Genomic DNA, 26040 nt, shown 5'->3' with positions numbered 1-26040 from the left:
CGCGGAGATCGAGGATCTGGTGCTTGCGCTTCAGGCCTCCTCGGTGGCCCTTGGGGCACCGCCATGGATCCCGCGCGGGAGCGGCATGTAGATGACTTCTTCGGTCGACCGAGAACCAGCGTCGTTGAGTGGTGCGTCCACCTCGTCGCGGTAGAGCGGAGCCTCTTCCCCGTACCGCACCCGTCGAACCCTGCCCGGGAACGCGCTGGCAAGGGCATGGGCTGCCCGATTGGAGCAGCCGACGGTGAACTCGATTTCCTCGTCGACCTCGCACGCCAAGCACCAAATTTGATCCGCGGGCCACACCAGGTGAGGGGGGACATGGATGCCTGACGTCTCTCCCCAAGCCAGCGCCGGAGCATCACGCAGCATCTCGAGAGGGCCGGTGAAGAGCAGCATCTTTCGGTTGGGAATCTCCAGGCGCGGCGCTGAAGGTGGGTTCGGGTGGCCGTTCCAGCCTTCCCACACGGCCACGTTGCCCCTGTCCGGTGTGGACGTGTGGGAGGCCAAGGTGACCAGAGCTGCGCGGACGGTGTCTTGTTCCTCGTCGTCTTCTGGGAAGGCGACGCGCACATAGACGTCAAACCCCGGCGGCCCATAGCGCACGAGATGCCACCACTCAGCACCTGGTTGCAGCAGCCACTCAGCCGACTTCGCGTCGCTCGCGGGCACTATGTTCGTCACCCCAACCAGTCTGCCCCACAGACCGTCGTGCGCTCATGATGCCGCAAGGCGCGATCCCTACTGGGAGCCGGACCTTGGAAGGCGCCACGCGCGGGTTGGGCGGCCGTGCGCACTCGGTGTGGTCGGCTCAGCGACGAAGCCACAGCGCCGGTGGAGATGCACGGCATCGAGTTGACCGTCCTCGAACTCGTTGATGGCCGCTGCTGCTTCAGTGTCTTGCCAGATCCGTTCGAGCAGGTGATTCATGAACCTCATGCCAAGCCCAGTTCCACGTCGAGCAGGTATCACGTTGAGCCCGATGTGAGCCGTGCCGTCGGAGGAGTTCGTAGTGGACATGGCCCAGGAACTCGCTGGTCTCATCTTCTTGAACGAAGTAGTAATCCTGCTCTGATGCCGGACGCGCGAGCCGCGCTTCGAATGCCGGCCAGGCACCCTCGGGCCAGTCGATACAGCCTGTGGCGGGGTCATACCCAGCGTATGAGATGGGCCAGCCGGCGTTGTAGGCCATCATTTCTGGATCAAGCAGCCACGCCTGCCGGATCGTGAACTCCTCTGGCGATGGAACGTGAAGCCGAAGCACGTCGTCAGGCTAGCAAGAGTGCATCCTTGACGCCTCGAGGAGGTGGTACAGACATGCGTGATGCCGCCGCAGATCGATCGCAGGGCGGAGGGTTGCTCACGGCCTTACGGAACGTCGTGCTTCGCGGCCCGTGTCCAGTTCGCACTTTGCTCGAATCGCTTCCTCAACGGTGAACCCGTGGTGGTGCGCTACCACTGCGGCGGCCAGGACGACATCTGCCAACTCATGCATGATGGCCTCCCGGTCGGGGTCACTTCGGCTGCACACCTCGACAAGCTCGATCGACTCCTCTGCAACCTTCCGTGCGCTCGCGCCGCTTGGCATCGGGATGCCTCTCTCCATCAGGTAGAGGTCCAGGAGGGCACGGATCGAGCTCACTTCTGGCACGCTACCCGATCAGATCGCGGCTGCACGCTCGTGCCGCGCCTTGCGAGAGTGCGAGTCGGCTCTGGGCTGCGATGCGCACGCGTGCCGCCGCTTTGTCATACACGGATCACTAGACGCTCTTCCGCCTTGCGCCAGAGCCATCCGGAAGCCGGCACGGTGGCCGCGCTCGCCACCAGTCGTTGGGCTAGGGAGCCCAGAAGTCCGTCGTAGTCGTTGGCCGCGAACTCGAGGATGAGCGGCACATCCAGAGGATGGAAGCCCAACTCCCGAGGCACCTGCCAGCCGAAGTGGGACCAACGCACCGTGGTGGCGTCCCGGCTGACATCCACGCTGAGCGCGCCACACTCGAGGTCGCCACAATCCTGGCAGACGAGCACGGCCGCTCGGCCGTCGGGGAACTCGCCGGCGCCCGCGGATCTGAGGCTCTCGAGCCAAGCCAGCCCAGCCGCTAGGTCCCAACCCGTCACCATGCAGGTGGTGTCACTCGGGGGCTTCTCCCAGCCGAGCATGCTTCGCAGTAGTTGGCCGTTCACCGTCCAGTCCAGGAATGCGTGCTCGTTGGCCTGAACTGTGTCGCCATTCAGCAGCGTCGTCGCCGTTGTTGCTTCGACTACGGCGAGGAGGTCCATGTTGCCAGCCTAGAACCCGTCGCACGGATGAACCCCAGACGCCCGGATCTGCCGCGTCTCGGGCATACGAGACGGCCCACGACAAGGCCTGCCGGTAGAGTTTCGGTACACGAAGGATCGGCATCAACAGAAGGGTGTCGTTGATGGTCAGTGGCGGAGCGGGGCCTCGGGCAGCGTTGCTCAGGTGGGTCCGCTGGTTGTGGATGGTGCCGGTCGTGCTCTGGCTTGTTCTGACGTGGGTGACTTTCTCGCCTGGAGCCAGCGTGTCTAGCGTCGCGCTCTGGCTTGCCGTTGCCAGCCCGGCCCTGATCGTCGGCTACCGGGCGCTCTTCATCGCGGGAGTGTCGGTGTCGCAGTCGGGGCCGCAGGTCATTTACCGCGGTCTGGTCGCTGCGAGGAGCGTTGATGTCTACTCGATCGAGGAGTTCGAGATTTGGGACGTGAACTTCTTCTCGGGGATCTCGGCGGGGTTCGTCCAGGTGCGTCGGACGGGCAAGCGCCCCGTGGTGTTGTGGGCATTGGGATACGCGACGCCTGACGCCCATGACATTCTGCTTCGCGAGATCGAGGGGACGTGTGCCGAGCTCTGGGGATGGGCCGCGCGGGACTCGGGTCAGCCGCGGAGGGCTGAGTCGCTGTCCCCAACGCGGATTAGTCCCAGCGTCATCGAGGTCGTGTCGACGGACATCCTCGGCCGTCGAACCGTTTGGTCGGGGTCGATCCGATCGAAGTGACACAACCGGCGGCGGCGATCCCTCCGTCTCGCCCACGCAAGGGGTAGCGACGACGATCCGTGTGGCCCTGAGCCTCGAGCCGACATCCGCACATGCCGCAGAGTGCGCTTGTGGGTCAGGTCTATTCGGGGTCGGCGGGTCACCGCGCAGAGTCACTACCAAGGCTCCGATCGAGGACACGGTCACGCCGGCCGAAGCCCACCATCGCATGACCCGGGGAACAACGGAAGCGCTCAACGACGATCACCGCGGAGCAGGGAGTCGATCTCGTTCAGGTCGACCAGAACGCGGAAGCCGTTCTTGTACCGCGTGAGTTTGCCCTCAGCCATCCGGCGCTCAAGCGACCGACGGGAACTCCTGCAGTACTCAACAGCCTCCGGCAAAGTCGCGTACCGAGGATGGAGCTTCGTCGTGGTCTGTGGACGGACCATGCTGCTCACCCCTCCCCCGCGTTGCCAGCATCCATGACCAGGGGTTCCGCTGGGCGTGCCAATCCCGTGCCGTCAAGGCCCGCCCGAAGCAGACGGTTGACCTCGCGGATGTCCAGCCCGCACAGGGCAGCAGCCTCACTGACTGGCAAGGCCTCGACGACGGTGAGCGCATTGACGGCGCGTCCGATCCGTCTCGCGCAGTCAGCGACGATTCGGTCTCGTTCGAGAATGGCTGCGGTGGCCTCAAGAACATGCTCACTGATCCTCGCCTCTCTGGCGGCCAGAACCTCTCGGCGACGGACAAGCTGATCCTGCGCCATGAGGCGGGCCTTCTGACGAATGCTGCGTGACATACCTTCTACTCCCTCGCGCTCCTCCTACCACCCATAGAACCCCGACTGGCCGCCATCAAAGCGTGAACCGACAAGCCACCGCCGGAGCCAGCAGGAGACCGGGCCACCTGGGAGCCGACTGAGAGCGTCCCTGCCCGCGTGGCCGCTGGAGTTCATAGCCGTGGGGACGGCATCCCGCCGGAGCGACTCTTCGAACGCCGACGCTGCGGCGCACGCAGTGCCAGAGACAGAGTCGACGGCAAGCCGGGTGAGGCGGGAGTTGATGGCGGGAAACTCCACCAATACCATCTGACAAGGTATATTACATGCCCTCAATGGTCAGGTACCCTCCGGGTACCGCTGCCAGGGCCTCATCATCGCCGTCGAAACGTCTGCGATCTGGGTGTTCGACTGGAGCCATTATGGCGCCGGACGGACCAACAGAGACGTACCTCGGGGCGATCAACCACGCCGTATGCGGCGGCTCTGGGTGTGCAGGCTCGGGTACAGCAGCCCGCCCAGACACCTCGATCACCGCCGTGAGCGTGGGATGGGACCCCAACCAGCAGCAGTGCGTCCTCCAGTGGCGAATGGCGATGGGGGCTAGTGGCCCCCCTGCCGGTAGGCTTCTCACCATGACGCGGGAGTCCAGGGTTTCAGTTTGGTTCGGATCAGGAGGCCATGCCCACGTCGACGCATTCAGCTGCCAACCCACCTATGAGGGCTGGGCCGAGGGCTATCCGAACCCAAGACTGAATTCAAGAGTCGTAGAGATGGCAGTCGAACGAGCGCGGAAGCTCACGCCCCACCAAGACACCGCCGTGCACGTGATCCAGCCGGCCAATGACCCACGCGACCGCTCTCGGCCCCAGGGCGGTCCCCACGACTATGAGCCACTTCCCAACTACTGCTGTGTCGGACGATTCACCAGCGACTTCGAGGAGCTACTTGTCGTCTGGTTCACCGATGAACCCCCGCTTGAGACGAAGTGGCTACAAGCGCAAGTTGGCTCCGTGCCGTGGGACAAACTCGCCGTTGCGCACGGCAACGATGACCCCTACTGAGCGCTGGGCCCCGGGTCGCTGGCGCGGATCGGCGCAAGCTACCCCTACGTCGGGAGCAGGGACGACGCGGTGCCGCTGTAGGTGACCACCAGCTCGTCGCGGGCACGGGACGCAGCGACGTAAAGCAGCCACCGCTCCCGCAGCTTCGCCTCGCTGAGCTCTTCGTCGTAGTCGTAGGCCTTCGGACCCACCGGCATCGAGTCGTTGCTCAGCCCGAACAGCAACACGGGTGACCTCGGTGCCCTTGGCGCGGTGCACCGTCAGCACCACCGGGAAGCCGGGCTTGACTGTGCCGGAGTCCAGCGAGCGCACGTCGATGCCGCGCTCCCCCAGCCCTGAGACCACGCGGTCACGGGTGGCCTCGTCTCGCACCGGGAGCGCGACCGTCTCGGCCTGCACGCCGTCGGCGCTGGACCAGGTGCCGATGAGCTGCGCGGCGTGGTCGAGTTCGGCAGTGAGCGTCGGGAACGAGCGGACGATGGGCTTCAGGCCGGTGCGGGCGGAGTAGTAGCCGTCCGTGATGTCGGCCTCACAGTCAGAGTCGATGACCTCCTGACTAGTGAGGACGCCGACGGCTCACGCGAGGTTCTGCGCGGTGGTGCGGTAGCTGAGCCGCAAGCCTCGGGAGCGACCCTGGGTCCAGATGCCGTAGGCGGACAGCACAAGCCTCTGCCCATAGATGCGTTGGTTCGCTCGCCGGCGACGGGGACGAGGCGAAGGGGGAGCTGCTCCGCCAAGCCCTCAAGCGGGACCTGATAGATCAGGGCCAGGGCGGTCACGACCCCTCTGGCGGCCGACGCCAGACTGCCGCTCGTTGCCGTCCTCCACCCCGATCCACCAGTTGGGCATATCGTCGTCGGGACGGGTGAACCCGAGCCGCAGCAGTCCGTCCCGCTGGGGCGGTGTGAGAGAGACGGAGGTCGGCAGGCAGGAACCTCTCGCCTGTGACCTCGACGAGGACCGCGTCCCCCTCGAACGACGCAGCCTGGACGAAGGCGTCGCCGAATGTCAGAGTGAAAGGCCCTCTGCGTGCCGCGGAGACCGCTCAGCTTGTTTGTGAGGCTCGCCGTGAGCCGTGTGGCCAGGCGTTCGCTTGGATCGCTCGTCACCGAATCCCCTCGCCATAGAACACCCCAAACCCCCGTCGGCCACTATGCGCTCTCAGCTGGACGGGGAGGCCTGATCGGTATCGCCGCCGTGCTCACGAAGATAGGCGACCACGTCCGGCCAGGTCTTGTGGGTTCCGGTCTTGCCGAAACGGATCAGTTCGCCCTCGGACCGGTCGGCGCCGTTGTGTCCCGGCCGGTCGTCGACGAGATAATCGCCGCGGTTCGGCACGCTGCTCGATTGATGACCTGACCGTCGTGATCTGCTGGGCCTGAGCGACCCAACGGCCGACGACCGCGGCCGCTGCACGTGCTTGATCGAGTTGTGCAGCGTCCATGAGTCCAGTGCCCCCTTGCTCAGCCGTCACAATAGTGAAGCGGCACGAGTGCTGTCCCGAGTCTGCGGCATGGCTGGCCGCTGACACCCCTGGATCCACACGATTGTCGCCTGAACCAAACGACCCGATCCTGTATTCGGGTCCTCAGCCAGGCCGGTAGGCCTCGCTGCCCTTCGGCGCCGAAAGTCACACAACAGGGGAGGCCGCGACGGTGCGCGCCCGGAGGCGTTGGCGTTCGGCTGAGATGACTTCGCGGGCGAGGTCTGCTTCGGAGATGTCGTAGGCCTCTGGGGCGTGTTGGGCGATGTCGCTGTCTCGGGCGAACGCATCGAATGTCTGCGCCTTCTCGCGGAGGATCTGGGTGATCCGTTGGTCGACGCCTTCTTCGCTGATGAGGCGGTGCACCTGGACGGAGTTGAGTTGCCCCATCCGTCTGGCGCGGGCGATGGCCTGCCACTCCGTGGTCGGTTTGAGTTGTGGTTCGCAGATGACGACGACGGAGGCGGCTTGGATGTTGAGGCCGACGCCGCCGGCGATGATCTGGGAGACGAGGACGGCGCCGTCGCCTGCTTTGGTGAACTGGTCGACCATGCGTTGCCGTTCGGCGGGTAGCACGCGGCCGCTGAGTGGTCCGAACACCTGGCCGGGGAGGTGGCGGGTGACTTCTTGTAGGACGGCGAGGAAGTGGGAGAAGACGATGACTTTGCGGCCGTCTTCTTCTGCTTCTTCGACGAGTTCGAGGAGGCGTTGGACCTTCGTTGAGCGTTGTCCTTCGAGTATGGCGGCCTGTCGGAGGGCCATGAAGTTCCCTTCCTCCACGGCCTCCCTGTAGCGCCGGGAGTCGTCGCGGGAGAGCGGCAGGGTCTCGTCGACTTCGACGAGTTCGGGTAGTTCCTGGAGCACGTCTTCCTGGTTTCGGCGCAGGTAGACGGGGGCGACCTGGCGGCGGAACATGCGGGGGGAGAGCCCGGCTGCAGCGATGTTGAGGGTGGGGCGGATGTAGTGGACGAGGGTTCGGAACTCGTCGAGCCGGTTCTCCATGGGGGTGCCGGTCATGAGGACCGCCCGACTCGTTCGGGTCAGTAGATCTTGGGTGCGGTGGGAGCGTTTGGCGTGGGGGTTCTTGATGTAGTGGGCTTCGTCGATGACGACGCATCCGATGTCGATGGTGGGGTCGATCCGGTCTTCGAGCCAGGCGAGGGTTTCGAAGGTGGTGATGGCTACTCCGCCGCGGTGGGTCCAGGATCGCAGGGCGGCGTCTCGGCCGTTGCCGTGGATGCGGTGCGCGGTGAGGTGGGACTTGGTGGTGACCTCTCGGGTCCAGTTGGTGACGACCGCTGCTGGGCAGACGACGATCGTGTGGTGGTGGCCCTTGGCTCTGAGGTGCGCGAGGACGGCGAGGGCTTCGATGGTCTTTCCGAGGCCCATTTCGTCGCCGATGATGACCTTCTCCTGGGCAAGGCAGTAGCGGGCGGCGAATTGCTGGTAGCCGCGCAGGCTCGCGGTGAGGTGGCTGGTGTCGAGTTCGATGCGGCGGACCGCTTCGATGATCTCGGTGGGGATGTCGGCGTGGGTCTTGGTTTCGTCTTCGACATTGAAGCCGAGTTCGGCGATGAGGGCGAAGTAGTCGGCTGGGCGGGCTTGGAAGTCCTGCCAGGGATCCTGGGCCGGCCCGCTACGGGGATCGGCGCCGACGAGGCGTGTCTGTTGCGCGAGTGCGTTGACGGCCGCGTGGAAGTCCGTGGCGGGGCGCTGGTCCGGGATGACGACGAAGTGGGTGGCCTGCTTCTCGAACACATGGACGAGGAGCTGTTGGGCGTCCAGGGCTCCGTCGGGGTTGCCGCTGCCGCGGAGTCGGCGGATGGTGTCCCAGGCTGCCAGGGCGCGGAGGAAGGCGGTGGTCTCTGGGGCTCGGCGTTTGATGTCGATCCTGAAGGGCAGTTCCTCGAAGGTGGTGTGCCACAGGTTCTGCGCGGCACCGGCCATCCGTGTGGCGTTCGTGGGGCCAAGCCCGGGCAATTTCTCAAGCTGGTCCCTGGCGTCGAGGACCTGCAGGACGTTGCGGAATCCCTCCTTGTCGAGGACGCCGAGGCTGAGACGGCCGGCCGTTGCGTCGCGGAGTCTCTCGACGGGCATCTCGGCCAGGATGCGTCGCACCTCGGCATGACGCACGGTCCGCCCCGCGCTCAGTGCCGCCTCGCGGAGTCCGACCTCCCGGTTGAGCGCGGCACGCAGGCGTTGAACGGGCGCTTCGAGGGGCGCGAACCGGTCGACGTCGTGCAACTCGACGCCGAGGTCCGTCCAGCCCATGGCGGATATGAGACCGGTGTCGTCGTCGAGCGCCTGCGCCGGTTCGATCTGGTGGGGCCCGGATCGCTCGGAGCCCCGCTCGAGGACCGCGTCGACGTCAGCGTCCTCAAGCCATGCGCGTCGCTCAAGCAATCGCTGGACGGCGTCTTCTGCTTTCGCTCGGACGGCGCGTCCGGTGAAGTGCCGGCGGAAGCCCAGCGCCGGCTTGGTCTCCCCCACGAGCGTTGGCGCCTCGTCGAGGAGCCAGGTCAGGAGTTCCCGATCCTCGTTCGAGGGTGGGGCCAGGGATGCTCGGCGGGATATCTCGCCGAGCGCCGTTGAGTCGCTGTGTCGCAGCGCCAGTACTTTCCAGGAGGGGGCGGTGCGGCTGGTCGGCTGGCATTGCGATTGGAATCTCTGCTGGGCTTCCTTGGCACGCCTGTCGATGTAGGACCTGATGGTGCTCAGCTTCTTGGCCTGTTCGGCCCACCTGGCGACGACAGCCGCGGCTGCGCGTCCTTGGTCGAGTTGTGCCGCGTCCACGAGTCCCGTTGCCTCCCCTGTCCTGCCGATACAGTAGTGAAGCGTCCTCGGCGTTGTCAGTGGGGTCAGCGATGATCAGACCCACAAAGGGGAAGAAGGGTAGCGGGCAGTGCAGCTTGAGCAGATCCAGGCCGGCAGTCGGATCGACGGGGTGATCCCGGGCCAGGTGATCACGGTCATCGCTGCGCAGTGGCACGGGACAGGATCGGTGGAACTCACCTTCACCACAGAGTCCGGCAGCCTCGATCAGCAGCTACTGTTCCGCTCCGACGAACCCCGACTGCGACCAGCCGAGTCGGGATCCAGAGCGTTCACCGCCAACGCCACGGACTTCAAACTGGCCGCCGAAGCCCAGCGGATCTCTCTGGCGGGCCTGTTCGATCCGATGCTCGCGGTCGCGACCAGCGACGTGCAGCCCCTCCCCCATCAGATCCGCGCCGTCTACGGCGAACTCCTGCCCCGCGCCCCGCTGAAGTTCCTCCTCGCCGACGATCCCGGCGCCGGCAAGACCATCATGGCCGGCCTCTACGTCAAAGAACTGCTGCTCCGCGACGACGTCAAGCACTGCCTCATCGTTGCGCCGGGCGGTCTGGTAGGTCAGTGGCAGGACGAACTGTTCCTCAAGTTCGGGCTCCGCTTCGACATCCTCAGCCCCCAAATCGTCGACGCCCAACCCAACCTCAGCCCCTTCGAAACCCATCCCCTCCTCATCGCACGGATGGACCAACTCTCACGCAACCCGCAGCTGCAAGACCAGCTCCGCGAAACCGAGTGGGACCTGATCATCGTCGACGAGGCCCACCGGATGGGTGCCCACTACTTCGGCGGCAAGCTGGAAAAGACCCAACGATTCCAACTCGGCGAACTGCTCGGCGGCATCACCCGCCACCTGCTCCTGATGACCGCCACCCCCCACTCCGGCAAGGAAGAAGACTTCCAACTCTTCCTCACCCTGCTGGACCGGGACCGGTTCGAGGGCAAACGCAGCCACTCGGTCGACACCAGCGGCATCATGCGCCGCATGGTCAAAGAAGACCTCCTCACCTTCGACGGGAAGAAGCTGTTCCCCGAGCGGATCGCCGAAACAGTCCCCTACACCCTCACCGACCTGGAGAACGCCCTCTACGAGGACGTCACCCACTACGTCCGAGAGGGCATGAACCGCGCCGAGAAACTCGGCGGGAAACGCAAGAACACCGTCGGCTTCGCCCTCACCGTGCTGCAGCGGCGCCTCGCCTCCAGCCCCGAGGCCATCTACCAAAGCCTCAAACGCCGCATCACCCGACTCCAACGCAAGCGGCAGGACATCCTCGACGGCACCTACACCGAACCCACCGCCACCATCGACCTCGACTCTGTCGACGCCGACGACTACAGCGCCGACGAAATGGAGGCCATGGAAGAGGAACTGCTCGACGAGGCCACCGCCGCCCGCACCATCCATGAACTCGACGCTGAACTCGCCGAACTCGACACCCTCCTGGCCCTCGCACGCCGGGTCCGTGACTCCGGGACCGACCGGAAATGGTCAGAACTCTCGACGATCCTCCAAGACCACGTCCTCACCACAGATGCGAACGGTTGGCCCCGCAAGCTGATCATCTTCACCGAACACCGCGACACCCTCGACTACCTCATAGGCCGGATCGGTTCGCTGCTCGGCCGGCCGGACGCGGTCAGGGCCATCCACGGCGGTGTCGCCCGGGACGAACGGCGTCGGATCACCGAGGAATTCACCAAGAACCGCAACTGCCAGATCCTCGTCGCCACCGACGCCGCCGGTGAAGGACTCAACCTGCAGGCCGCACACCTCATGGTCAACTACGACCTGCCCTGGAACCCCAACCGCATCGAACAGCGCTTCGGCCGCGTCCACCGCATCGGCCAGACCGAGGTCTGCCGGCTCTGGAACCTGGTCGCCGACAACACCCGCGAAGGAGCCGTGTTCACCCGGCTCCTCGCCAAACTCGACCAGATGCGCGAAACCTACGGCGGGAAGGTCTTCGACGTCCTCGGTGAATCGTTCACCGAGACCCCGCTTCGAAACCTGCTCATGGAGGCCATCCAGTACGGCGAACGCCCCGACGTCAAGGCCCGCATGCACCAGGTCATCGACGCCAGCATCGGCGACGGCCTCGTCGACCTCATGAACGAACGCGCCCTGGCCGCAGATCACCTCGCCGACGCGGAACTCCACCAACTCCGCGCCGCCATGGACGAAGCACGCGCCCGCCGCCTCCAACCCCACTACATCGAAATGGCCTTCAAAGAGGCCTTCACCAAACTCGGCGGCCGGATCGTCCGCCGCGAGCAAGGCCGCTACGAAATCACCAACGTCCCCCAACCCTTGCGCGCCGCAGCGAAGGCACCCGTCGCGACCAAGTACGACCGCGTCACCTTCGACCTCGCCAGAGTCGACGGCGACAACCACCGGGCCGACCTCCTCGCCCCCGGACACGCCCTCCACGACATCGTCATGGACCAGACCATCCGCCGCTACCAGGCAGCCCTCAACACCGGCACCGTCCTCGTCTCCGCCACCATCGACACCCCCACCCTGCTCGCCGGCGTCGTCGAAGAAGTCACCGACGCCACCGGAGCATCCGTCGCACGCCGCTTCCGCTACATGTTCGTCACCCCGGACGGCACCGTCCAACCCGCCGGCCCGGCCCCCTACCTCGACTGTGTCGCCGCCCCCGACACCCCGACCGTCCACGAGGCCCGGCGGCTGCCCTGGCTCGCCGACGCCGAACAACAAGCCCGCAGCTGGATCATCTCCGACCAGTCATCGAACTACCTCACCGAAACAACCCCCCGCCGCACCGCCGAACTCACCAAGACCCGACAACTCGTCAGCCAGCGCCTCACCAGCGAAAGCGAACGACTCCTCCTCGACGCCGCCGTCGCCGCCGAGAAAGAACGCGCCGGCGACAAACCCAAAGAATCCTCCGACAGCCTCCACCGCAAAGCCGTCGAACTCGACCGCCGCCTCCAAGAACGCCTCACCGTCATCGAGCGGCAACTCCAGATGTCCGCCAAACCCCCGAGGCTGGCCGCGACCGCGCTGATCCTGCCGATCGCCATGGTCGCCGACCACATCCCGCCCACAGCGCCCATGCATGCCAAGGAAACCAAGCAGGTCGAACGACGCGGCGTCGACCTCGTCATGGCCCGCGAGCGCGAACTCGGCCGGCGCCCCGTCGAGCAGGCCTTCAACAACAAGGGCTTCGACATCCTCTCCACCGACCCGGACGGCAACACCATCCGCATCGAAGTCAAAGCCCGCATCGACGGCGCACCCGACTTCTTCATCACCCACAACGAAGTCGTCCTCAGCAAGAACGCCGCCCCCCACTACCGACTCGCACTCGTCCGAGTCCACCCCGACGGCCCCCAACACGACCAGGTCCGCTACCTCGACACACCCTTCGCCACCACCGAACTCGGCAGCTTCGACGCCACCGGCATCAGAGGCGACTGGCACAAGACCTGGGTCAAGGGAAGTGAGCCGTTCTGATGTCGACAGAGAACAGGTCACGTGACCGAGCGGCTCAGCCAGATTCGCTGGTAGGTTCTTGTCCACCTCGCAAAGCGACCTCGCTGCGAGGGAATGCCCATGTTCTCGGGCGCGGAAGGTTGAGGTGCCAGTGCACAAGCGCAAGCTAATCGAAGTGGCGTTGCCACTAGAGGCAATCAATCGGGCTTCGTTCGCAGAGAAAAATCGAAAGGTAGGAAAGCCCCAGAACTTGCATCAGTGGTGGTCTCGGAAGCCCGTGACCGCCGCGCGCGCCATGCTTCTAGCCCAGTTGATCGATGACCCTTCGTCGGATCCCGCTGCATTCCGGACCGAAGCGGCAGTTCAGGCCGAACGATCGCGGCTGCACCGGCTAATCGAGCGAGCGGTGGATTGGGAGGAAGTAGTGCGCCCAACTGAGCACTTCCTCGCAGAGATCCGCACTGTGCTTCCAAACGTGACGGTCACGGACCCGTTTGTGGGCGGGGGTTCGCTCATACTCGCAGCCGCCCAGATGGGCATCAATACCTCGTCCAGCGATCTCAATCCAGTGGCTGCTGCCCTGTCCCGTGCTCTCGTCGACGTGCCGAGCAGGTTTCTCAACCGCGAACCACTCCACCCAGGCAAGCGCGGCGTACAACTCACCGACAGTCGAGACTGTGCAGGCCTTGCCTCCGATGTCGAGGCCTATGGCGAATGGATGCTGACTGAGGCGCGTGCTCGATTGGGTTCACACTACCCAAAGATCGAAGGCCGGACAGTCCTCGCTTGGGTTTGGGCGCGCCAGATTGCGTGCCCAAACCCTGCCTGCGAGATCCAGGTGCCACTCGTCAGCAAGTGGACGCTCTCCAAGAAGCGCGGCAAAGAAGTTGTGATCGTCCCGAGTATTGCCCCAGACTCCGACGGTGATGGCACCAGTCGATTCAGCTTCTCCATCAGCCAGAACCGCCATGAACTACTGGATCGCGGAACCATGTCTGGACGCACTGGAACAGTGTGCCTGAGCTGTGGTACCTCCATTCCAGTCGCACATGTCCGTGATGAGGCTATGGCCGGACGCATGAGTCTTGTGCTAACCGCGATTGCCGCAGACGGCGGGAGGTCGCGAGAGTACTTCTCGCCAAGACCCGAGCACGCGCTTGCCGCACAGGTCACGCGTCCCGCGGACCCAATCTCGGGCACGATTGCGAATAATGCGCGCTGGTTCTCACCCCCGCTATACGGAATGGCAAACTTTGCGGACCTATTCACAGATAGGCAACTTCTCTCCGTCACCACTTTCAGCGACCTAGTGCATGAGGCGCGCCAGCGAGTCTACGCCGACGCAGTGGCTTCTGGACTAACCGAAGGCAGAACTCTCCTTGAGGGGGGAGACGGAGCAGTCGCATATAGCGAAGCGGTCGCCGTCTATCTGGCTCTCGCGGTTAGCAGACTGGCCAACTGGTCCAACAATCAATGCTCATGGGAGTCCACAGGGGAGGTCTCACAGCAGATGTACTCAGGTCAGGCGATGGGGATGGCCTGGGACGTGTCGGAGGCCAACGTGCTCGGTGACGGAAACAGTGGGTCCTTCCTCGCGTGTTTGCGCAACATCGTCTCACCGTTGAAATTGGCCGCATTGCACGGTCAGCACCGGGTAGTTATGGCCGATGCGCGCAACGCGCCGATCCAAGGCCTCGTGGTTGCCACTGATCCACCCTATTTCGACAATATCGACTACTCCGACCTGTCAGATTTCTTCTACGTGTGGCAACGTCGCATGTTGGGAGATATCTTCCCGGACCTATTTCAGACCATCCTAGTGCCAAAGAGCGAAGAACTCGTCGCTAACCCTGAGAGATCGGGCAGCAGCGAGGCCGCCGCGACTGAGTTTCTCTCAGGATTCCGAGATGTGTTCGCCCATTTTCGAGAGGCGGGCGCATCTGAGTTCCCGGTAGTCGTCTATTACGCATCCAAGCAGGCCGAGAATCTCGGAGAGGGGAACAGTCGGTGGTCTACCATCCTCCAGGCCATCGTGGATGAGGGCTGGTGCGTGGTTCGGACGTGGCCAATCCGGACGGAGAATGTGAGTAGACGCGTCGCGATCGGCGCGAACTCGATGTCAACCTCAAGCGTCCTAGTACTTCGGCCGAGACCGGCTGACGCATCACGAGTTGCTGTCCAGACTTTTCTGTCCAGTCTGCGCCTCCAACTCACGCGAGCAATAAGTGAACTCGAAGCCTCGGGCGTTGCTCCCGTCGACATCCAGCAGGCGGCCATCGGGCCTGGAATTGAGGTCTTCAGTCGATTCAGCGCGGTCCTAGAAGCAGATGGCACCTCCATGTCGGTAGCAGCGGCCCTCGTTCGGATCAATGAGGTACTCGACGAGATTCTCAACGAACAGGAGGGGGACTTCGATGCCCCCACACGCTTCGCCGTTCAGTGGTATCGCTACCACGGCTACGAGGCCGGTCCTTTCGGGGATGCGGACGATCTTGCACGCGCGCGCAACACTTCCGTAGATGGCATGGAACGCGAGGGAATCTTGACGAAGCGAGGGGGGCTAGTGCGCTTGATCCGCCCTGAAGATCTCCCTGCGGGCTACGAAGTGGCCCAGGACAGCCGTACAAGCGACTGGGAGGCCCTCCAACACTTGATCCAACTGCTCGAACGTGACGGGATTGCCCCGGCGGGCGACTTCCTCCAGGCTGCACTATCCCGTCCCGACGGCGCGGTAGCCCCCCACCGTGTGAAGGAATTGACACACCTCCTATTCCACATTGCGGAGGGCGAAGGTTGGACCAAGGATGCCCTCAAGTTCAACACCTTGGCGACAAGCTGGCCGGAGATTCTCCAAGCCGTTCGTCGTCGCAGAGGGCCCTCCGCCGAGCAGGGCGCGTTCGACTTCGACGAGGAGACCTGATGCAAAGCCTGCGATTCCGAAGGGTGATGTCCTCACCCCAGCCCGACAAATCTGACTTCGCTGCATTCGAGAGGAAGTTCGCCTGACATGGCACCGAGCAACCGGGACCGGATCGACAAGATGCTCCAGTTGATGGCGCCTCCGCTGGATGACTTCATCGCCTCTGTCATCGGGCAGGGCGATCAGGAGTTGGGGGCCGCCTGGACGAAGCTGGTCCAACTGCGGGATCAGAAGTCACACGGCGGCGGAACGTCGCAGACGTATGAGCCGTCTGATCCACAGGTCCAGTTCCGCATGCTCACCGAGGGCAGCATCACCAACAGCTTCAAGCCAGGCTGGTATCCGTTCCGCGAAGCCCTCGGCCGCGCCGGCGAGACGTTTGCCAGTGAGCTGCGCGAGGTTCGCAACACCTGGGCGCACAACGGTGCCTTCACTGACGACGATGCCTACCGCGCCCTAGACACGGGTGAGCGGCTGATGAAGCTCATCGGCGCCAACGACGAAGCCGGCGAGATCCGCGCAGTCCGGATGAATCTGCGCCGGGTGACCGCCGAGAAGGATGACAAGCGCACGCTCAAGGCCGCCGTCGACACTCCCGGCTCGGCCGGCATTCGTCCCTGGCGGGAGGTCCTTCAGCCGCACGATGACGTGGCGACCGGTAACTTCCACGCATCCGAGTTCGCCGCAGACCTGTACAAGGTGGCCTCCGGTGACGAGAGCGACGCCGACTACGCCGACCCTGTCGAGTTCTTCCGCCGCACCTACCTCACAGAAGGCCTCCGCGACCTCATCGGCCGCTCAGTCCGCCGCCTCACCGGTGATGCGAACGCGACCCCGGTGATCAACCTGCAGACCAACTTCGGCGGCGGGAAGACCCACTCGATGCTGTCGCTGTGGCACATCGCCGCCGGCCTCCCCCTGGGCGACTTCCCACAGGAGACCCAGGAACTCCTCGCCGGCAACGGCTACAAGGGCGAACGCATCAACCGGGTCGCGATCGTCGGCAACCACCTCAGCCCCTCGGGGGTCGTCAAGGACGACGGCACCAGGATCAACACCATCTGGGGTGAACTCGGCTGGCAGCTCGGCGGACACGCCGGCTACTCGATCGTCGCGACCGCCGACATCAACCGCACCCACCCCGGCAAGGCGCTCCACCAGCTCCTCGAGGCGTGCAGCCCTGCGGTGGTCCTCATCGACGAATGGGTGGCCTACGCTCGCTCCCTCGTCGGTCGAGACGACCTGGCCGGCGGTACCTTCGACGATCAGTTCACGTTCGCCCAGTCCCTCACCGAAGCGGCCAAGGGCACACCCGGCATCCTCCTCGCGATCTCGATCCCCGCCTCCGAAAGCGGCGACGACTCCGCGATCGTGGCAGGCAGCGCGGAAGAGGTCGGCGGCGCCAACGGCCTCGAAGCCCTCAAACGCCTGCAGAACGTGGTGCGCCGCGTCGCGGACCAGTGGCGCCCCGCCTCCTCCGATGAGGCCTACCACATCGTCAAGCAGCGGCTGTTCAAGCAGCCCGACGCCGCCGCTCTGGCCGCGATCGGCGCGACCGCCCGGGCCTACTACGACATGTACATCAAGTACTCCGACGAGTTTCCCCGCCAGGCACGAGACACGGCCTACGAGGAACGGATCCGCCGCACCTACCCCATCCACCCCGAGCTGTTCGACACCCTCTACGAGGAATGGTCCTCCCTCGAACGATTCCAACGCACACGCGGCGTCCTCCGATTGATGAGCACCGTCGTTCACGCTCTCTGGAAGGGCGAGGACGCCTCCCCGCTTATCATGCCTGGGGCGATCCCGTTGGCCACGTCGCAGGTGAACTCCGAGCTCACCCAGTACCTGCAGGACTCGTGGAAGACGATCATCGATGCTGATGTCGACGGTCCGAACTCCGAACCCGTCAAGATCGACACGGAGCGCCCCTTGTTCGGGCAACGCGCTTTGACCAAGCGCCTCGCCCGCACGGTGTTCTTCGGTTCCGCGCCCACGATCGCGCCTGGGTCTCCTCACAAGGGGATCAGCACCCAGCGGGTGTTCCTCGGCACCGCGATCCCCGGCGACGTGCTCGGGAACTTCCATTCCGCGCTGTCCCAGCTCGGGGACCGGGCCACCTATTTCTACTCCGGCAGTGGCCGCTACTGGTACGACCTGCGCCCCAACATCACCCGCACCGCAAGAGATCAGGCAGAACGGCTCCACAAGGAAGACGTCTGGAAGGAGATCGTCACCCGACTCGCCGCCCAGGCCAAGACCCGCGGCGACTTCGCCGGTGTCCACGTCTGCCCCGAAGGCCACGCCGACATCCCCGACACCGACGAAGCCCGACTGGTCATCCTCCACCCCAAGGTCGCCCACAAACGCGGAACCGAATCAGCCGCGAAGGAGTTCGCCGAGCAGGCCACGGCCCACCGCGGCACCTCGAACCGCACCCACCGCAACACCATCGTGTTCCTCGCCGCCGACGAGGCCCGACTTCAGGAACTCGACACCGCCACCCGTGACTACCTCGGGTGGACACACGTCCTGCAGAACGAGGCCGACCTCGACCTCACCCAGAACCAGCGCAACCAGGCCATCCAGCGCCGCGGCCAGGCCGACCAGACAGTCACAGCACGGCTGCTGCAGACCTTCACCTGGGCCCTGGTCCCCGACCAGCCCGATCCAGCAGCGCCCTTCCTCATCCGCGAAACCAAGGTCGAAGGACAGTCCGACTCTCTCGCTGAACGAGTGTCGCGCCGGCTCGGCAACGACGGAACGCTGTTCGTCCGCCAGTCCGCGGCCAACATCCGGCTCGCTATCGGACGGATTCCCCAGATCTGGCAGGACGGCCACGTCACCCTCGGCGCACTCTGGGACCTCTATTCCCGATACCCGTACATGCCACGCCTGCGCGACCGTCGAGTCCTCACCGACGGAATGATCGACATGCCCATGCTGTGGCAGACCGACGCCTTCGCACTCGCCACAGGCCACGACGACACAACCGACCGCTACATCGGACTCTGGACCGCCGACGACGGCGGGCTACCCCCCGCTCCAACAGACTCGCTACTCATCGTGCGCCCCGAAATCGCCGCCATCCAAAGGGAACGCGAGAAGACACCCCCAGCCCCCTCACCCGACTCAGGACAACCCACAGACACCTCGCCAGCGCGTCCGGTTCCTCGGCCGGGCGATCCCGTTCCCCCACCACCGACCCACGTCGACCTCGTCTACACCCGGTTCTTCGGCGTCAAGACACTCAACAGCGACCGGATCGCCGCCGACTTCCGCAACATCGCCGACGAAGTCATCGCCCACCTCAAATCCGACCCCAACGCCCGACTCACGATCCGCCTCGAAATCGAAGCCACAGACACCGGCGGCTTCGATGACGGACGCATGCGAACAGTCTCCGAGAATGCCCGAACGCTGAAGTTCGACCAATCTGGATTCGAGGAGTCCTAGGCTCAGACCGCAGAACGGTCGGAAGCGTGCGTTCCCCAGAGACGTCACGCTGTGCCACTGTCATGATCCAACCTCACCTTCTATCGGTAGGTGGGCCTCGCGTCGACCTTCAGCCACTTCCCTTCCCGGGCGACGCTGAGCAGCGAGGGCGCAGACTCCAAACCGTCACGTGACGCGGGCACTACACCGTCGCGCACGGTCGCTGACGATGCCGAGGTACGGAGTTGGTTCAGAGCGGCCAGTTCTGGATCGTCCGTGGCCGCTGTGACTGGTCGGTTGTTCAGCCAGCCGTAACGAGCGATCCGCTCGGCGGCTTGAAGGACCCTGCTCCGGCGCGCCGTGGGGAGTTGGCTGAGCACCGACTCCAGCGTGGGCAACAGTTCAGTCACGATGGGCTCGGAGGCGACGCACCATAGAGCGAGCGCCCACTCGGCTTTGGCCAGATCGTCTTCGAGAGCATCGAGCTGTTCCCGCCACCATTGGGCGGTGCCGCTGTTGGCGCGGGCTTGGGCGAGGAGCTCGGACGGGTGACTCGTGGTTCCGAACGGCGTTGAGCCGGGCTTCTTCGTTGACGCGGGCAGGAAAGGCGACGAGGCCCCGATGATCGCAATCTCGGACACGAGCCAGCGACGTCCGACGTGGGCGTGTAGTGCTGCGGCCGTCTCAGCCCAGGGGAAGGTACTGCCCTTCTGGCCCGTTCTGAAGGCTCGCTGCTGGGCAATCTGGGTGTACTCAGAGCCTGCCCGCCGGAGCTGGTTGATCGCTTCGTTTCGACGCCGTTTCGTCTGCTCATCACCGCCGGTGAAGCCGGTCATGGAACTCGTGAGGAAGTCGCCCGGAGACAGTGCCACCGCGACCTGTGCCGGCATGGATCGCGTTGACGTCACACAGGGGCACTCGCCTTCCAAGACTGCGTCGAGAAGTGCCGCTTCGAGTGAGCTTCCGGACGGAGGGATGAGCCCGGCGCTGAGGAACAACTCGGCGGCACCTTCGGCGAGGTCGATGTGCTCAAACGACGCAGCGACGCCGGCACCGGCCTCGCACTGGGCACCGATCTTGAGCCATGCGTTCTGCTGCGGCGTGCCGATGGCTGCGGTGAGCTGCGCGGTCCACCATGTGCCGAACTGGCTGCGTTGGTTCAACAGCTCACGCAGCGCGCGTACCCGGTGAGTGTTGCCGCTGTCGGTTGGGTCCTTGCAGATCAGAGTGGTGAGCCGGATCCAGGTTGGGTCAGGGCCGTCCTCGTCTGGGAGGTCGGGCACTTCGGGCAACGCGATGATGTCGCGACGGTCGAGTGCCGAGAGCAGGATCGTGATCCCGACGTCGGAGCAGAGTGCTGCGAGTATCTTGCGTGCCTCACGGGGGCGGCGCAGAAACACGCCGTCGGTGAGCAGCGCCCATGCTGCGAGGTAGGAGGCGGGCGAGGTGCTCTGCGACAGCTCTCGCTCGATCCCGGCGGTCAAGGGGTAGATGCCGTTGCCCTTCGCGTTGCCGCCGTAGAACCTTGCCGTGTTGAGCCAGTACGGCCGACGGAGCAGTTCGCGCAGCACGGTCGTGCTGTCGAAGTCTGCGTTGTCCTCGCCCGAGTTGTGGTACAGGAATCGGGCGGCGAAATACTCTCGCAGGGAGAGGACCTCGAACTCGTAGGTTCCGTCGACTTTGCTGGTCAGCGCCCACAGGCGGTCGCTGGCGCCCTCGAAGAGCTGGTCGACGATCGACTCGCGGTTGCCGTAGGTGCGCTGGAAGTGCCGCATCGCCTCTTTGAGCTCATCCACGCTCATGCGGCCGTTGATCTGCGATTCCTCGGTGTGCGCGTGGAGGTACCAACCGAGGAACGGGATGATCTCAAGAAGTTCTTCCTTGTGGTCACGAACCGCTTTGGGGTGCTTGTTTGCCTCGCGGGCCAGGAGAAGCTCGACGTACTTGTCGTAGAGGTCGGTTCGTTGAGTCGGAGTCGCTGCTCCTTGCTGATGGAGGAGATCGAGCAGGATCGTCAGCTGCATCGGATTGCCGGCGAGTTCGTTGATGTAGGGCTCGCGGCTCTTCTCCTTGAAGCTCTTGCGCAGGGCGCGACCGTCTTTGCCCTTGATCGCGCGGACCGTGCACCACTTGCGCAGGTAAAAGTCTCGCTGCTCGATGGTGAGTTGGTTGAGGGTCACGACCTCGAACAGGCTGGGCGACGGCTCGGGAAGCTCGCCGGCGCTGGGGCGCGTCGTGACGACAACCTTGGGCGGGTCGGTGTAGGCCCTTCCACGACCGACGAACTTGTCGATCTCTTTGACGATCCTGCCTCGTATCGCGGCGCTGCCGACCTCATCGAGTCCGTCGAGCACGATGAGGCTGGGCACTCGTTCGAAGATTTCCTGCACGGTCTTCGCACTGGTGGTGATGCCACCGCTCTCGTGTGTCATCAGGTCCGCGAGGAAGCACTCGACGGTGGCCTGCTCCCCCTTGCGCGCCGGGGTCCTGCGTTGCTTACGGTCCTCGGTGTGGTCCCACACGTCGTTGCCACCGAGCCAGAGCGCGTAGTCGCTCAGGTCCAGCCTGATGGGGAACCGTGGCTGATCCAGCTCGGGTAGTGAGTTGGGTCTGTCGTTCTCGGGGATGAACGAGCTGCGATGGACCTGGCACACGTACTGGCTGAGAGTCGACTTGCCCTGCCCGGGCGCGCCCCGCACGAGGGTGAAGGGCGCCGATGCACGCAACAGGTAGGCAGCGGCACCGCCCAAGGTGGTCGGTGGTTGTGCTTGCAGTGCTTTGCTGGCCACGGTGTGGACGCGATCGGCCGTGACATCAACGAAGAGGTCAACGACCTTCTCTCGGTCGACATCGGACTGGCTGAACTTGACGCGCTTGTCGTCCTCCCACTGGGCCGCGGCGACCTTGCGGATCAGATCACGATGAGCCTTGTCTTTGCCTGCACCGACGTGCTCGGCAACGAGGTATCTGACCAAGTCCCACCCTGCGAGCATCTCGGCGTAGGCCCACTTCGTCTCGGTCGGGGCGTTGTCGACCCACGGGTTCAGAGCCTCACGCCAGATGCAGGTCATCTGCTCGTAGCCGAAGTCCTTCGCATACGCCTGGAGCTCCTTGTCCAGCCGGTCGAAAGTGCCCGAGTCGTCCTTGGCCGTGCTGCCCACGTTGGTGACCAGCGTGTAGTGGCGGACTCCCTGCGCGGCCAGACGCTTCAGACTGGCTTCCTCGTTCTTGACGACCTGATCGAGCCAGGTAACGGGGTCTTTCTGCTTGCCGCTGACCGACCACTTGACCTGGTAGATGAGCACCTTCGAGGCGTCGACCTTGCGCAGACCGTCGCGGCCGCCATCAGCCTGACGGAGTGCCATCGGGATGTAGTCAGGGAACTGGTTCGCAAGCAGAGCGCTGACGAGCTGCTGGAAGTCGTGGTCGCCGAGGCGCTCGTAGAGATAGCGGTGTCGACTCTCGGGCATGGGCTATCTCTCCTCTGCTCCTCCCGATCGTGTCGTCACTGCCGTCGGGGACCTTCTCCAGTCGGGTCTATTCAACCCGTCGCCACCGACGCAAGCGTGGAGGACGCGCGAGTGCTCAGACCTGTGGTAGATCCTTCTCCGTCAGCTGCAACGGGTCTGCGCGGGCTGGCGCGCGTGGAGCGATCGCTCGATACCGTGGTGCTGACAAGAGGAGACCTCGTGACCCTGCCCACGCACATGGCCATTGCGTCCGACGAGCTCCCGGCCCTCCAAGCAGCCATGCGTGACGCACAGACTGCCACCGCTGACTATTACGGGCAGACCGCCCGAAACAACAGCATCGACGATCTCGGCACGCCCGTGCGCAGGTTCCTCGTCGCCGCACAGACAGTCAATGACCTTCTTACGAACAGCGTGGGTGACTCTGCGACGTACGGGAGCATCACGAGTTCAGGTAGCCACCCCAGCACGGGCGTCATCCGAGGTGTGAAATACGTGCGAAACGTTGCTCAGCACCTCGCCCACGTGATCCGACCCCGGGACGAGCACGTGCTCATCGGAGGCGTTCTCGGCCTACGGATCTACACGTTCTGGGACGAGGTACCTGCCGCGGTCCATGCCCAACTGCGCCCGAGCACGCAACAGCTCAAGGCGGACTACGACGCGCTGTTGCTGGGTACGAACGTCACCGACACGATGCTCGACACACTGAGCTTCTTTGCCGATGTCGCTCCCGATATCCCTCATCGGGACCAGCGGGGCGAATGGACCGGATTCCCGCTGATGAGCCAACCCGGCGTGGGCGATCGGCTCCACCCCGAGGAACCTGCCGACGAGCCAGCCGCGCGTGCATGGCTGGACGAGCGCAGACCCAACGGCGACGTGCGAGTGATCTGTGGTCAGCTCACTGCGGACGAGACTCGGCACGTCATTGGCCACACGTTTGTAGGAGGACTCTCTTATGCTCCGTTCGTCGAGACCGTGGAGCAGCTTGGCCGTGATGTAGCGGCCGGATACCCGTACGTTGCGGGCGATGTGCTGGCGAATACGGTCGACCGCACCGAGGACATTCCTCACGTGGTCCAGGGCGCCGTACTCGAAAGCCGTAGTGATATCGCGACGTGGACGACTCCTGTACCCAGCGGTGGCTGGGATGAGGACTGGATTGATGAGAGAACGGCAGGAACCTGGCACGGAGTGGTGGAGAGGGAGCAAGGGGAAGGAATTTTCGCGAGTTCGGCGTACCTCATCCGTCGCGCGCGGCGCTTGAACGCCGTCGTGCCGTACTCGCCGTAACCACCGCAGAATCGGTTCTAGCCGGGCGGCTCGACCGGGCCTTCGAGGGTCGGGGTCGGGCCGCTGCGGGTGATGCGGAACCGTGGTGTGCTGTCGGTCATCCGCTCGGGAGCGGTCGAGCCGTATGAGGCGAGCTGGCCGTCCGGCGTGACGATGTGTTCGCTGTAGCGCGCGCCGACCGCGATCAGGATGGTGCCGTCGATGTGGGTCGGAGGCCAGCGGACGGGGTTCAGATGTCCGCTCACTTCGAGGACGCCATCGGGCGCGACCTTGGGGACGGCGCGGATGTAGCCGGAGGCGTGGCAGGCTCCGCCGGTCTCGATGACGAGGCGTTGGCGGATGATCCCGGCGACGATGAGCGATCCGCCGGCCAGGACGTGGACGCTGCCGTGTGCTGCGCCGAGCAGCCGGGGCGGGGCCGGTGACGCGCAGGAGCGTGTGCTGGTCGTCGTAGAGGATCAGCTCGTCGCCGGTGTTGCGGATGCGCTCGGTCATGCCTTCTCCACGGTAGCCCGCCTGGGTGACGTTCACAGTCGGCGTGCCACCCGTTGCAGCGAGTGAACTCTCCCTCAAGGCATTCGGCGCCCTCATCACCGACACGATCGACCAGCCCGAGCTGACTCCGCTGGAGGCCAGTGGCGACCAGCCGATGCTGCCTCTCTAGCTACTTCGACCTGAAGAAGTCGGTTGGGCGGGATCCGGTGAGAGCGGGTACCTGAAGTTCCGCCAAGGCGTTTCGGATCGGATGAGATCAGGGTGGTCCCCGGGGCTTGTCAGGCGGCCATTTTGGAGATCTTGACCAGGTTGTGGGCGAAGACGCCGTGTCCGCACCAGGTTCGGGCGCCTTCGATGGTGACCAGTCGGGTGCGGTTCCATCCGTAGTTGCGTTTCAGGTGGCTGATCCGGCCTTCGGAGCCGGTGCGCCATTTCACTTTCTCTTGGAACGCGCGGCGGTGCTCGATCTGGCGGCGGGCCTGGCTGGGTTTGCCTTTGCGTGGGATCGCGACGTAGCTGACGCCGAGGTCCTCGAGGCCTTGCTGGACGGCTGCGTCTCCGTAGCCGCGGTCAGCGGTGACCGCCCGGGGTGTCTTCCGGGTGAGGCGTGTGATGCGGTCGATGGCGGGCGCCAGCTGGGGGCCGTCGGCGGGGTTCCCGATCTCGACGCTGTGGTCGAGGATGATCCCGTCGACGTTGTCGACGACCTGGGCTTTGTAGCCGAACTCGACTGGTTTCCCGAGCCGGCCTTTCGCGATGGGTCGGGCGTCGGGATCGTGCAGGCTGACCAGCCGGGTCGCGCTGTCGGGGGTGTCGCCGGCGATCCGGATCCTGGTCTGCGCGACGACCCGGGCGGTGCGCTGGAGCAGGATGTCGAGGTCCTTGACCGCCCGCTTCAACCGGCCCTTGGCCTGCCCGGATGCCTTCTTCGCGGCGCGGCGACCGTTACGGACCACTGCTTGGGCCTCGGCGATGGCCTGCTCGGCCAGGCCTGCCAGTTCGCCGGTGATCCGCCGCAACGCGGTCTGGGCTTGCCCGCGCTGCTCGGCGCCACGCAGTTTCAGCTTCGCGGCGATCGCGCGGACCCGGCGTCCCGCGGCCCGACCCCGATCCTTTGCCTGGGTGCGGGTCGCGCCACCGGCGGCCTTGACCCTGGCGATCGTGGCCGCGATCCGGGTCACGCCCTTGGCCAACAGACCCGAATCGGTGGGGTAGGACACGTCGGCCTCGACCACCCTGGTGTCCGCGCGGACCTTGTCGGTCTTGACCAGCTTCGCGTCGACGGCCTTGGCCAGCAGCGCCTGATTCAACCCCGACACCGCCGCGTCGCCGCAGCGGGTGGTGATCTTCATCAAGGTGGTCGGATGCGGTACCCGGGAGCCGAAACTGATCCGGCAGAACCGCTGCCAGGAGATCGAGTCGGCCACCTCACGGCACACGGATTCGAAGCTGAGCTGGTAGCGGAACTTCAAGAACATCATCCGCAGGTAGGTCTCCAGCGGGATCGACGGCCTCCCCAGTCGCTCGTCGAAGAACCCGACGAACGGGGTGAAGAACACCGGATCATCCAACAAGGCATCCACCCGAGCCAGCTCGACCGGTAACACCAGCAGTTCGGCCGGCAGCAGAGACTCCCACAACGACGGCTGATCGCCTACAGTGCGTAACACGATGGTCTCGTTCCTTCTCCCCAGAAGACGAGACCATCATCTCACCTAGTCAGACCCTAATTCAGCACTGACACTCTTTGGACTTTTTCAGGTCGAAGTAGCTAGTAGCGCGGCCCTCGGCTGCTGATCACCCGCACT

The 26040-nt window shown here is 64.8% G+C and carries 19 protein-coding genes; 8 read left to right on the top strand and 11 right to left on the bottom strand.

Going from position 1 to position 26040, the window contains the following annotated elements; all coding sequences use genetic code 11:
• Positions 1-30: 30 nt before the first annotated feature.
• From ACZK5D_RS10010 to ACZK5D_RS09995, 4 genes are all read right to left on the bottom strand, one after another.
• Positions 31-684, bottom strand: a complete 654-nt coding sequence (locus tag ACZK5D_RS10010) for a hypothetical protein (protein WP_463665197.1) — start codon at positions 682-684, stop codon at positions 31-33.
• Positions 685-741: 57 nt separating this feature from the next.
• The gene (locus tag ACZK5D_RS10005) at positions 742-1020 is read right to left on the bottom strand and encodes a GNAT family N-acetyltransferase (RefSeq protein WP_463665196.1); all 279 of its coding nucleotides are present in this window, start codon (positions 1018-1020) and stop codon (positions 742-744) included.
• A 340-nt stretch (positions 1021-1360) separates the two neighbouring features.
• Positions 1361-1642, bottom strand: coding sequence for a MazG nucleotide pyrophosphohydrolase domain-containing protein (locus ACZK5D_RS10000; RefSeq protein WP_463665195.1), 282 nt, complete (start codon positions 1640-1642; stop codon positions 1361-1363).
• Positions 1643-1746: 104 nt separating this feature from the next.
• Positions 1747-2280 carry a hypothetical protein gene (locus tag ACZK5D_RS09995; protein ID WP_463665194.1) on the bottom strand — a complete coding sequence of 178 codons (534 nt, stop codon included), beginning with the start codon at positions 2278-2280 and terminating at the stop codon, positions 1747-1749.
• A gap of 215 nt (positions 2281-2495) precedes the next feature.
• Here ACZK5D_RS09995 and ACZK5D_RS09990 point away from each other — a divergent pair, with 215 nt between their 5' ends.
• Positions 2496-3014, top strand: coding sequence for a hypothetical protein (locus tag ACZK5D_RS09990; protein WP_463665193.1), 519 nt, complete (start codon positions 2496-2498; stop codon positions 3012-3014).
• 436 nt (positions 3015-3450) lie between these two features.
• Here the strand turns inward: ACZK5D_RS09990 and ACZK5D_RS09985 are convergent, their stop codons facing one another.
• The gene (locus tag ACZK5D_RS09985) at positions 3451-3798 is read right to left on the bottom strand and encodes a hypothetical protein (protein ID WP_463665192.1); all 348 of its coding nucleotides are present in this window, start codon (positions 3796-3798) and stop codon (positions 3451-3453) included.
• Between the two features lie 1087 nt (positions 3799-4885).
• Positions 4886-5068 carry a hypothetical protein gene (locus ACZK5D_RS09980; protein ID WP_463665191.1) on the bottom strand — a complete coding sequence of 61 codons (183 nt, stop codon included), beginning with the start codon at positions 5066-5068 and terminating at the stop codon, positions 4886-4888.
• Positions 5069-5070: 2 nt separating this feature from the next.
• Here ACZK5D_RS09980 and ACZK5D_RS09975 point away from each other — a divergent pair, with 2 nt between their 5' ends.
• Positions 5071-5349, top strand: coding sequence for a hypothetical protein (locus ACZK5D_RS09975; RefSeq protein WP_463665190.1), 279 nt, complete (start codon positions 5071-5073; stop codon positions 5347-5349).
• A gap of 653 nt (positions 5350-6002) precedes the next feature.
• Here ACZK5D_RS09975 and ACZK5D_RS09970 read toward each other — a convergent pair.
• Together ACZK5D_RS09970 and ACZK5D_RS09965 are read right to left on the bottom strand one after the other, a co-directional pair.
• Positions 6003-6179, bottom strand: a complete 177-nt coding sequence (locus tag ACZK5D_RS09970; protein WP_463665189.1) for a hypothetical protein — start codon at positions 6177-6179, stop codon at positions 6003-6005.
• Positions 6180-6471: 292 nt separating this feature from the next.
• On the bottom strand, positions 6472-9117 hold the full coding sequence (locus ACZK5D_RS09965; RefSeq protein WP_463665188.1) for a DEAD/DEAH box helicase: 2646 nt from the start codon (positions 9115-9117) through the stop codon (positions 6472-6474).
• A 109-nt stretch (positions 9118-9226) separates the two neighbouring features.
• On the opposite strand from ACZK5D_RS09965, the gene ACZK5D_RS09960 reads away from it, so the two are divergent.
• The 3 genes from ACZK5D_RS09960 to ACZK5D_RS09950 all read left to right on the top strand — a co-directional run bounded on the left by ACZK5D_RS09960 (position 9227) and on the right by ACZK5D_RS09950 (position 18992).
• Complete coding sequence (locus ACZK5D_RS09960; RefSeq protein ID WP_463665187.1) at positions 9227-12634, top strand: helicase-related protein; 3408 nt, start codon at positions 9227-9229, stop codon at positions 12632-12634.
• A 130-nt stretch (positions 12635-12764) separates the two neighbouring features.
• Positions 12765-15533, top strand: a complete 2769-nt coding sequence (locus ACZK5D_RS09955) for a DUF1156 domain-containing protein (RefSeq protein WP_463665186.1) — start codon at positions 12765-12767, stop codon at positions 15531-15533.
• Between the two features lie 87 nt (positions 15534-15620).
• Positions 15621-18992: a Swt1 family HEPN domain-containing protein gene (locus ACZK5D_RS09950; RefSeq protein ID WP_463665185.1), complete on the top strand. Its 3372-nt coding sequence runs from the start codon at positions 15621-15623 to the stop codon at positions 18990-18992.
• A gap of 80 nt (positions 18993-19072) precedes the next feature.
• On the opposite strand, the gene ACZK5D_RS09945 is transcribed toward ACZK5D_RS09950, so the two are convergent.
• On the bottom strand, positions 19073-22441 hold the full coding sequence (locus tag ACZK5D_RS09945; RefSeq protein ID WP_463665184.1) for an NACHT domain-containing protein: 3369 nt from the start codon (positions 22439-22441) through the stop codon (positions 19073-19075).
• Positions 22442-22660: 219 nt separating this feature from the next.
• Here ACZK5D_RS09945 and ACZK5D_RS09940 point away from each other — a divergent pair, with 219 nt between their 5' ends.
• Positions 22661-23737, top strand: coding sequence for a hypothetical protein (locus ACZK5D_RS09940; RefSeq protein WP_463665183.1), 1077 nt, complete (start codon positions 22661-22663; stop codon positions 23735-23737).
• A 17-nt stretch (positions 23738-23754) separates the two neighbouring features.
• On the opposite strand, the gene ACZK5D_RS09935 is transcribed toward ACZK5D_RS09940, so the two are convergent.
• Positions 23755-23982, bottom strand: a complete 228-nt coding sequence (locus ACZK5D_RS09935; RefSeq protein WP_463665182.1) for a hypothetical protein — start codon at positions 23980-23982, stop codon at positions 23755-23757.
• Here ACZK5D_RS09935 and ACZK5D_RS09930 point away from each other — a divergent pair.
• Both ACZK5D_RS09930 and ACZK5D_RS09925 read left to right on the top strand, forming a co-directional pair.
• Positions 23971-24162: a hypothetical protein gene (locus ACZK5D_RS09930; protein ID WP_463665181.1), complete on the top strand. Its 192-nt coding sequence runs from the start codon at positions 23971-23973 to the stop codon at positions 24160-24162. The genes ACZK5D_RS09935 and ACZK5D_RS09930 overlap by 12 nt on opposite strands.
• Before the next feature lie 95 nt (positions 24163-24257).
• Complete coding sequence (locus tag ACZK5D_RS09925) at positions 24258-24401, top strand: hypothetical protein (protein ID WP_463665180.1); 144 nt, start codon at positions 24258-24260, stop codon at positions 24399-24401.
• A 109-nt stretch (positions 24402-24510) separates the two neighbouring features.
• On the opposite strand, the gene ACZK5D_RS09920 is transcribed toward ACZK5D_RS09925, so the two are convergent.
• On the bottom strand, positions 24511-25902 hold the full coding sequence (locus tag ACZK5D_RS09920; protein WP_463665179.1) for an ISNCY family transposase: 1392 nt from the start codon (positions 25900-25902) through the stop codon (positions 24511-24513).
• Positions 25903-26040 lie beyond the last annotated feature (138 nt).

Source organism: Tessaracoccus yangjingae, from assembly GCF_055326235.1.
The sequence above is the reverse complement of the archived record's forward strand: the minus strand, read 5'-3'. Positions and strand labels throughout refer to the sequence as shown.

What these genes read in the sequence shown, in the direction of transcription:
- ACZK5D_RS10005 (WP_463665196.1), bottom strand. Translation starts at nt 1,020, where the DNA reads ATGTCCACTACGAACTCCTCCGACGGCACGGCTCACATCGGGCTCAAC.
- ACZK5D_RS09995 (WP_463665194.1), bottom strand. Translation starts at nt 2,280, where the DNA reads ATGGACCTCCTCGCCGTAGTCGAAGCAACAACGGCGACGACGCTGCTG.
- ACZK5D_RS09985 (WP_463665192.1), bottom strand. Translation starts at nt 3,798, where the DNA reads ATGTCACGCAGCATTCGTCAGAAGGCCCGCCTCATGGCGCAGGATCAG.
- ACZK5D_RS09950 (WP_463665185.1), top strand. Translation starts at nt 15,621, where the DNA reads ATGGCACCGAGCAACCGGGACCGGATCGACAAGATGCTCCAGTTGATG.
- ACZK5D_RS09945 (WP_463665184.1), bottom strand. Translation starts at nt 22,441, where the DNA reads ATGCCCGAGAGTCGACACCGCTATCTCTACGAGCGCCTCGGCGACCAC.
- ACZK5D_RS09930 (WP_463665181.1), top strand. Translation starts at nt 23,971, where the DNA reads ATGTCCGCTCACTTCGAGGACGCCATCGGGCGCGACCTTGGGGACGGC.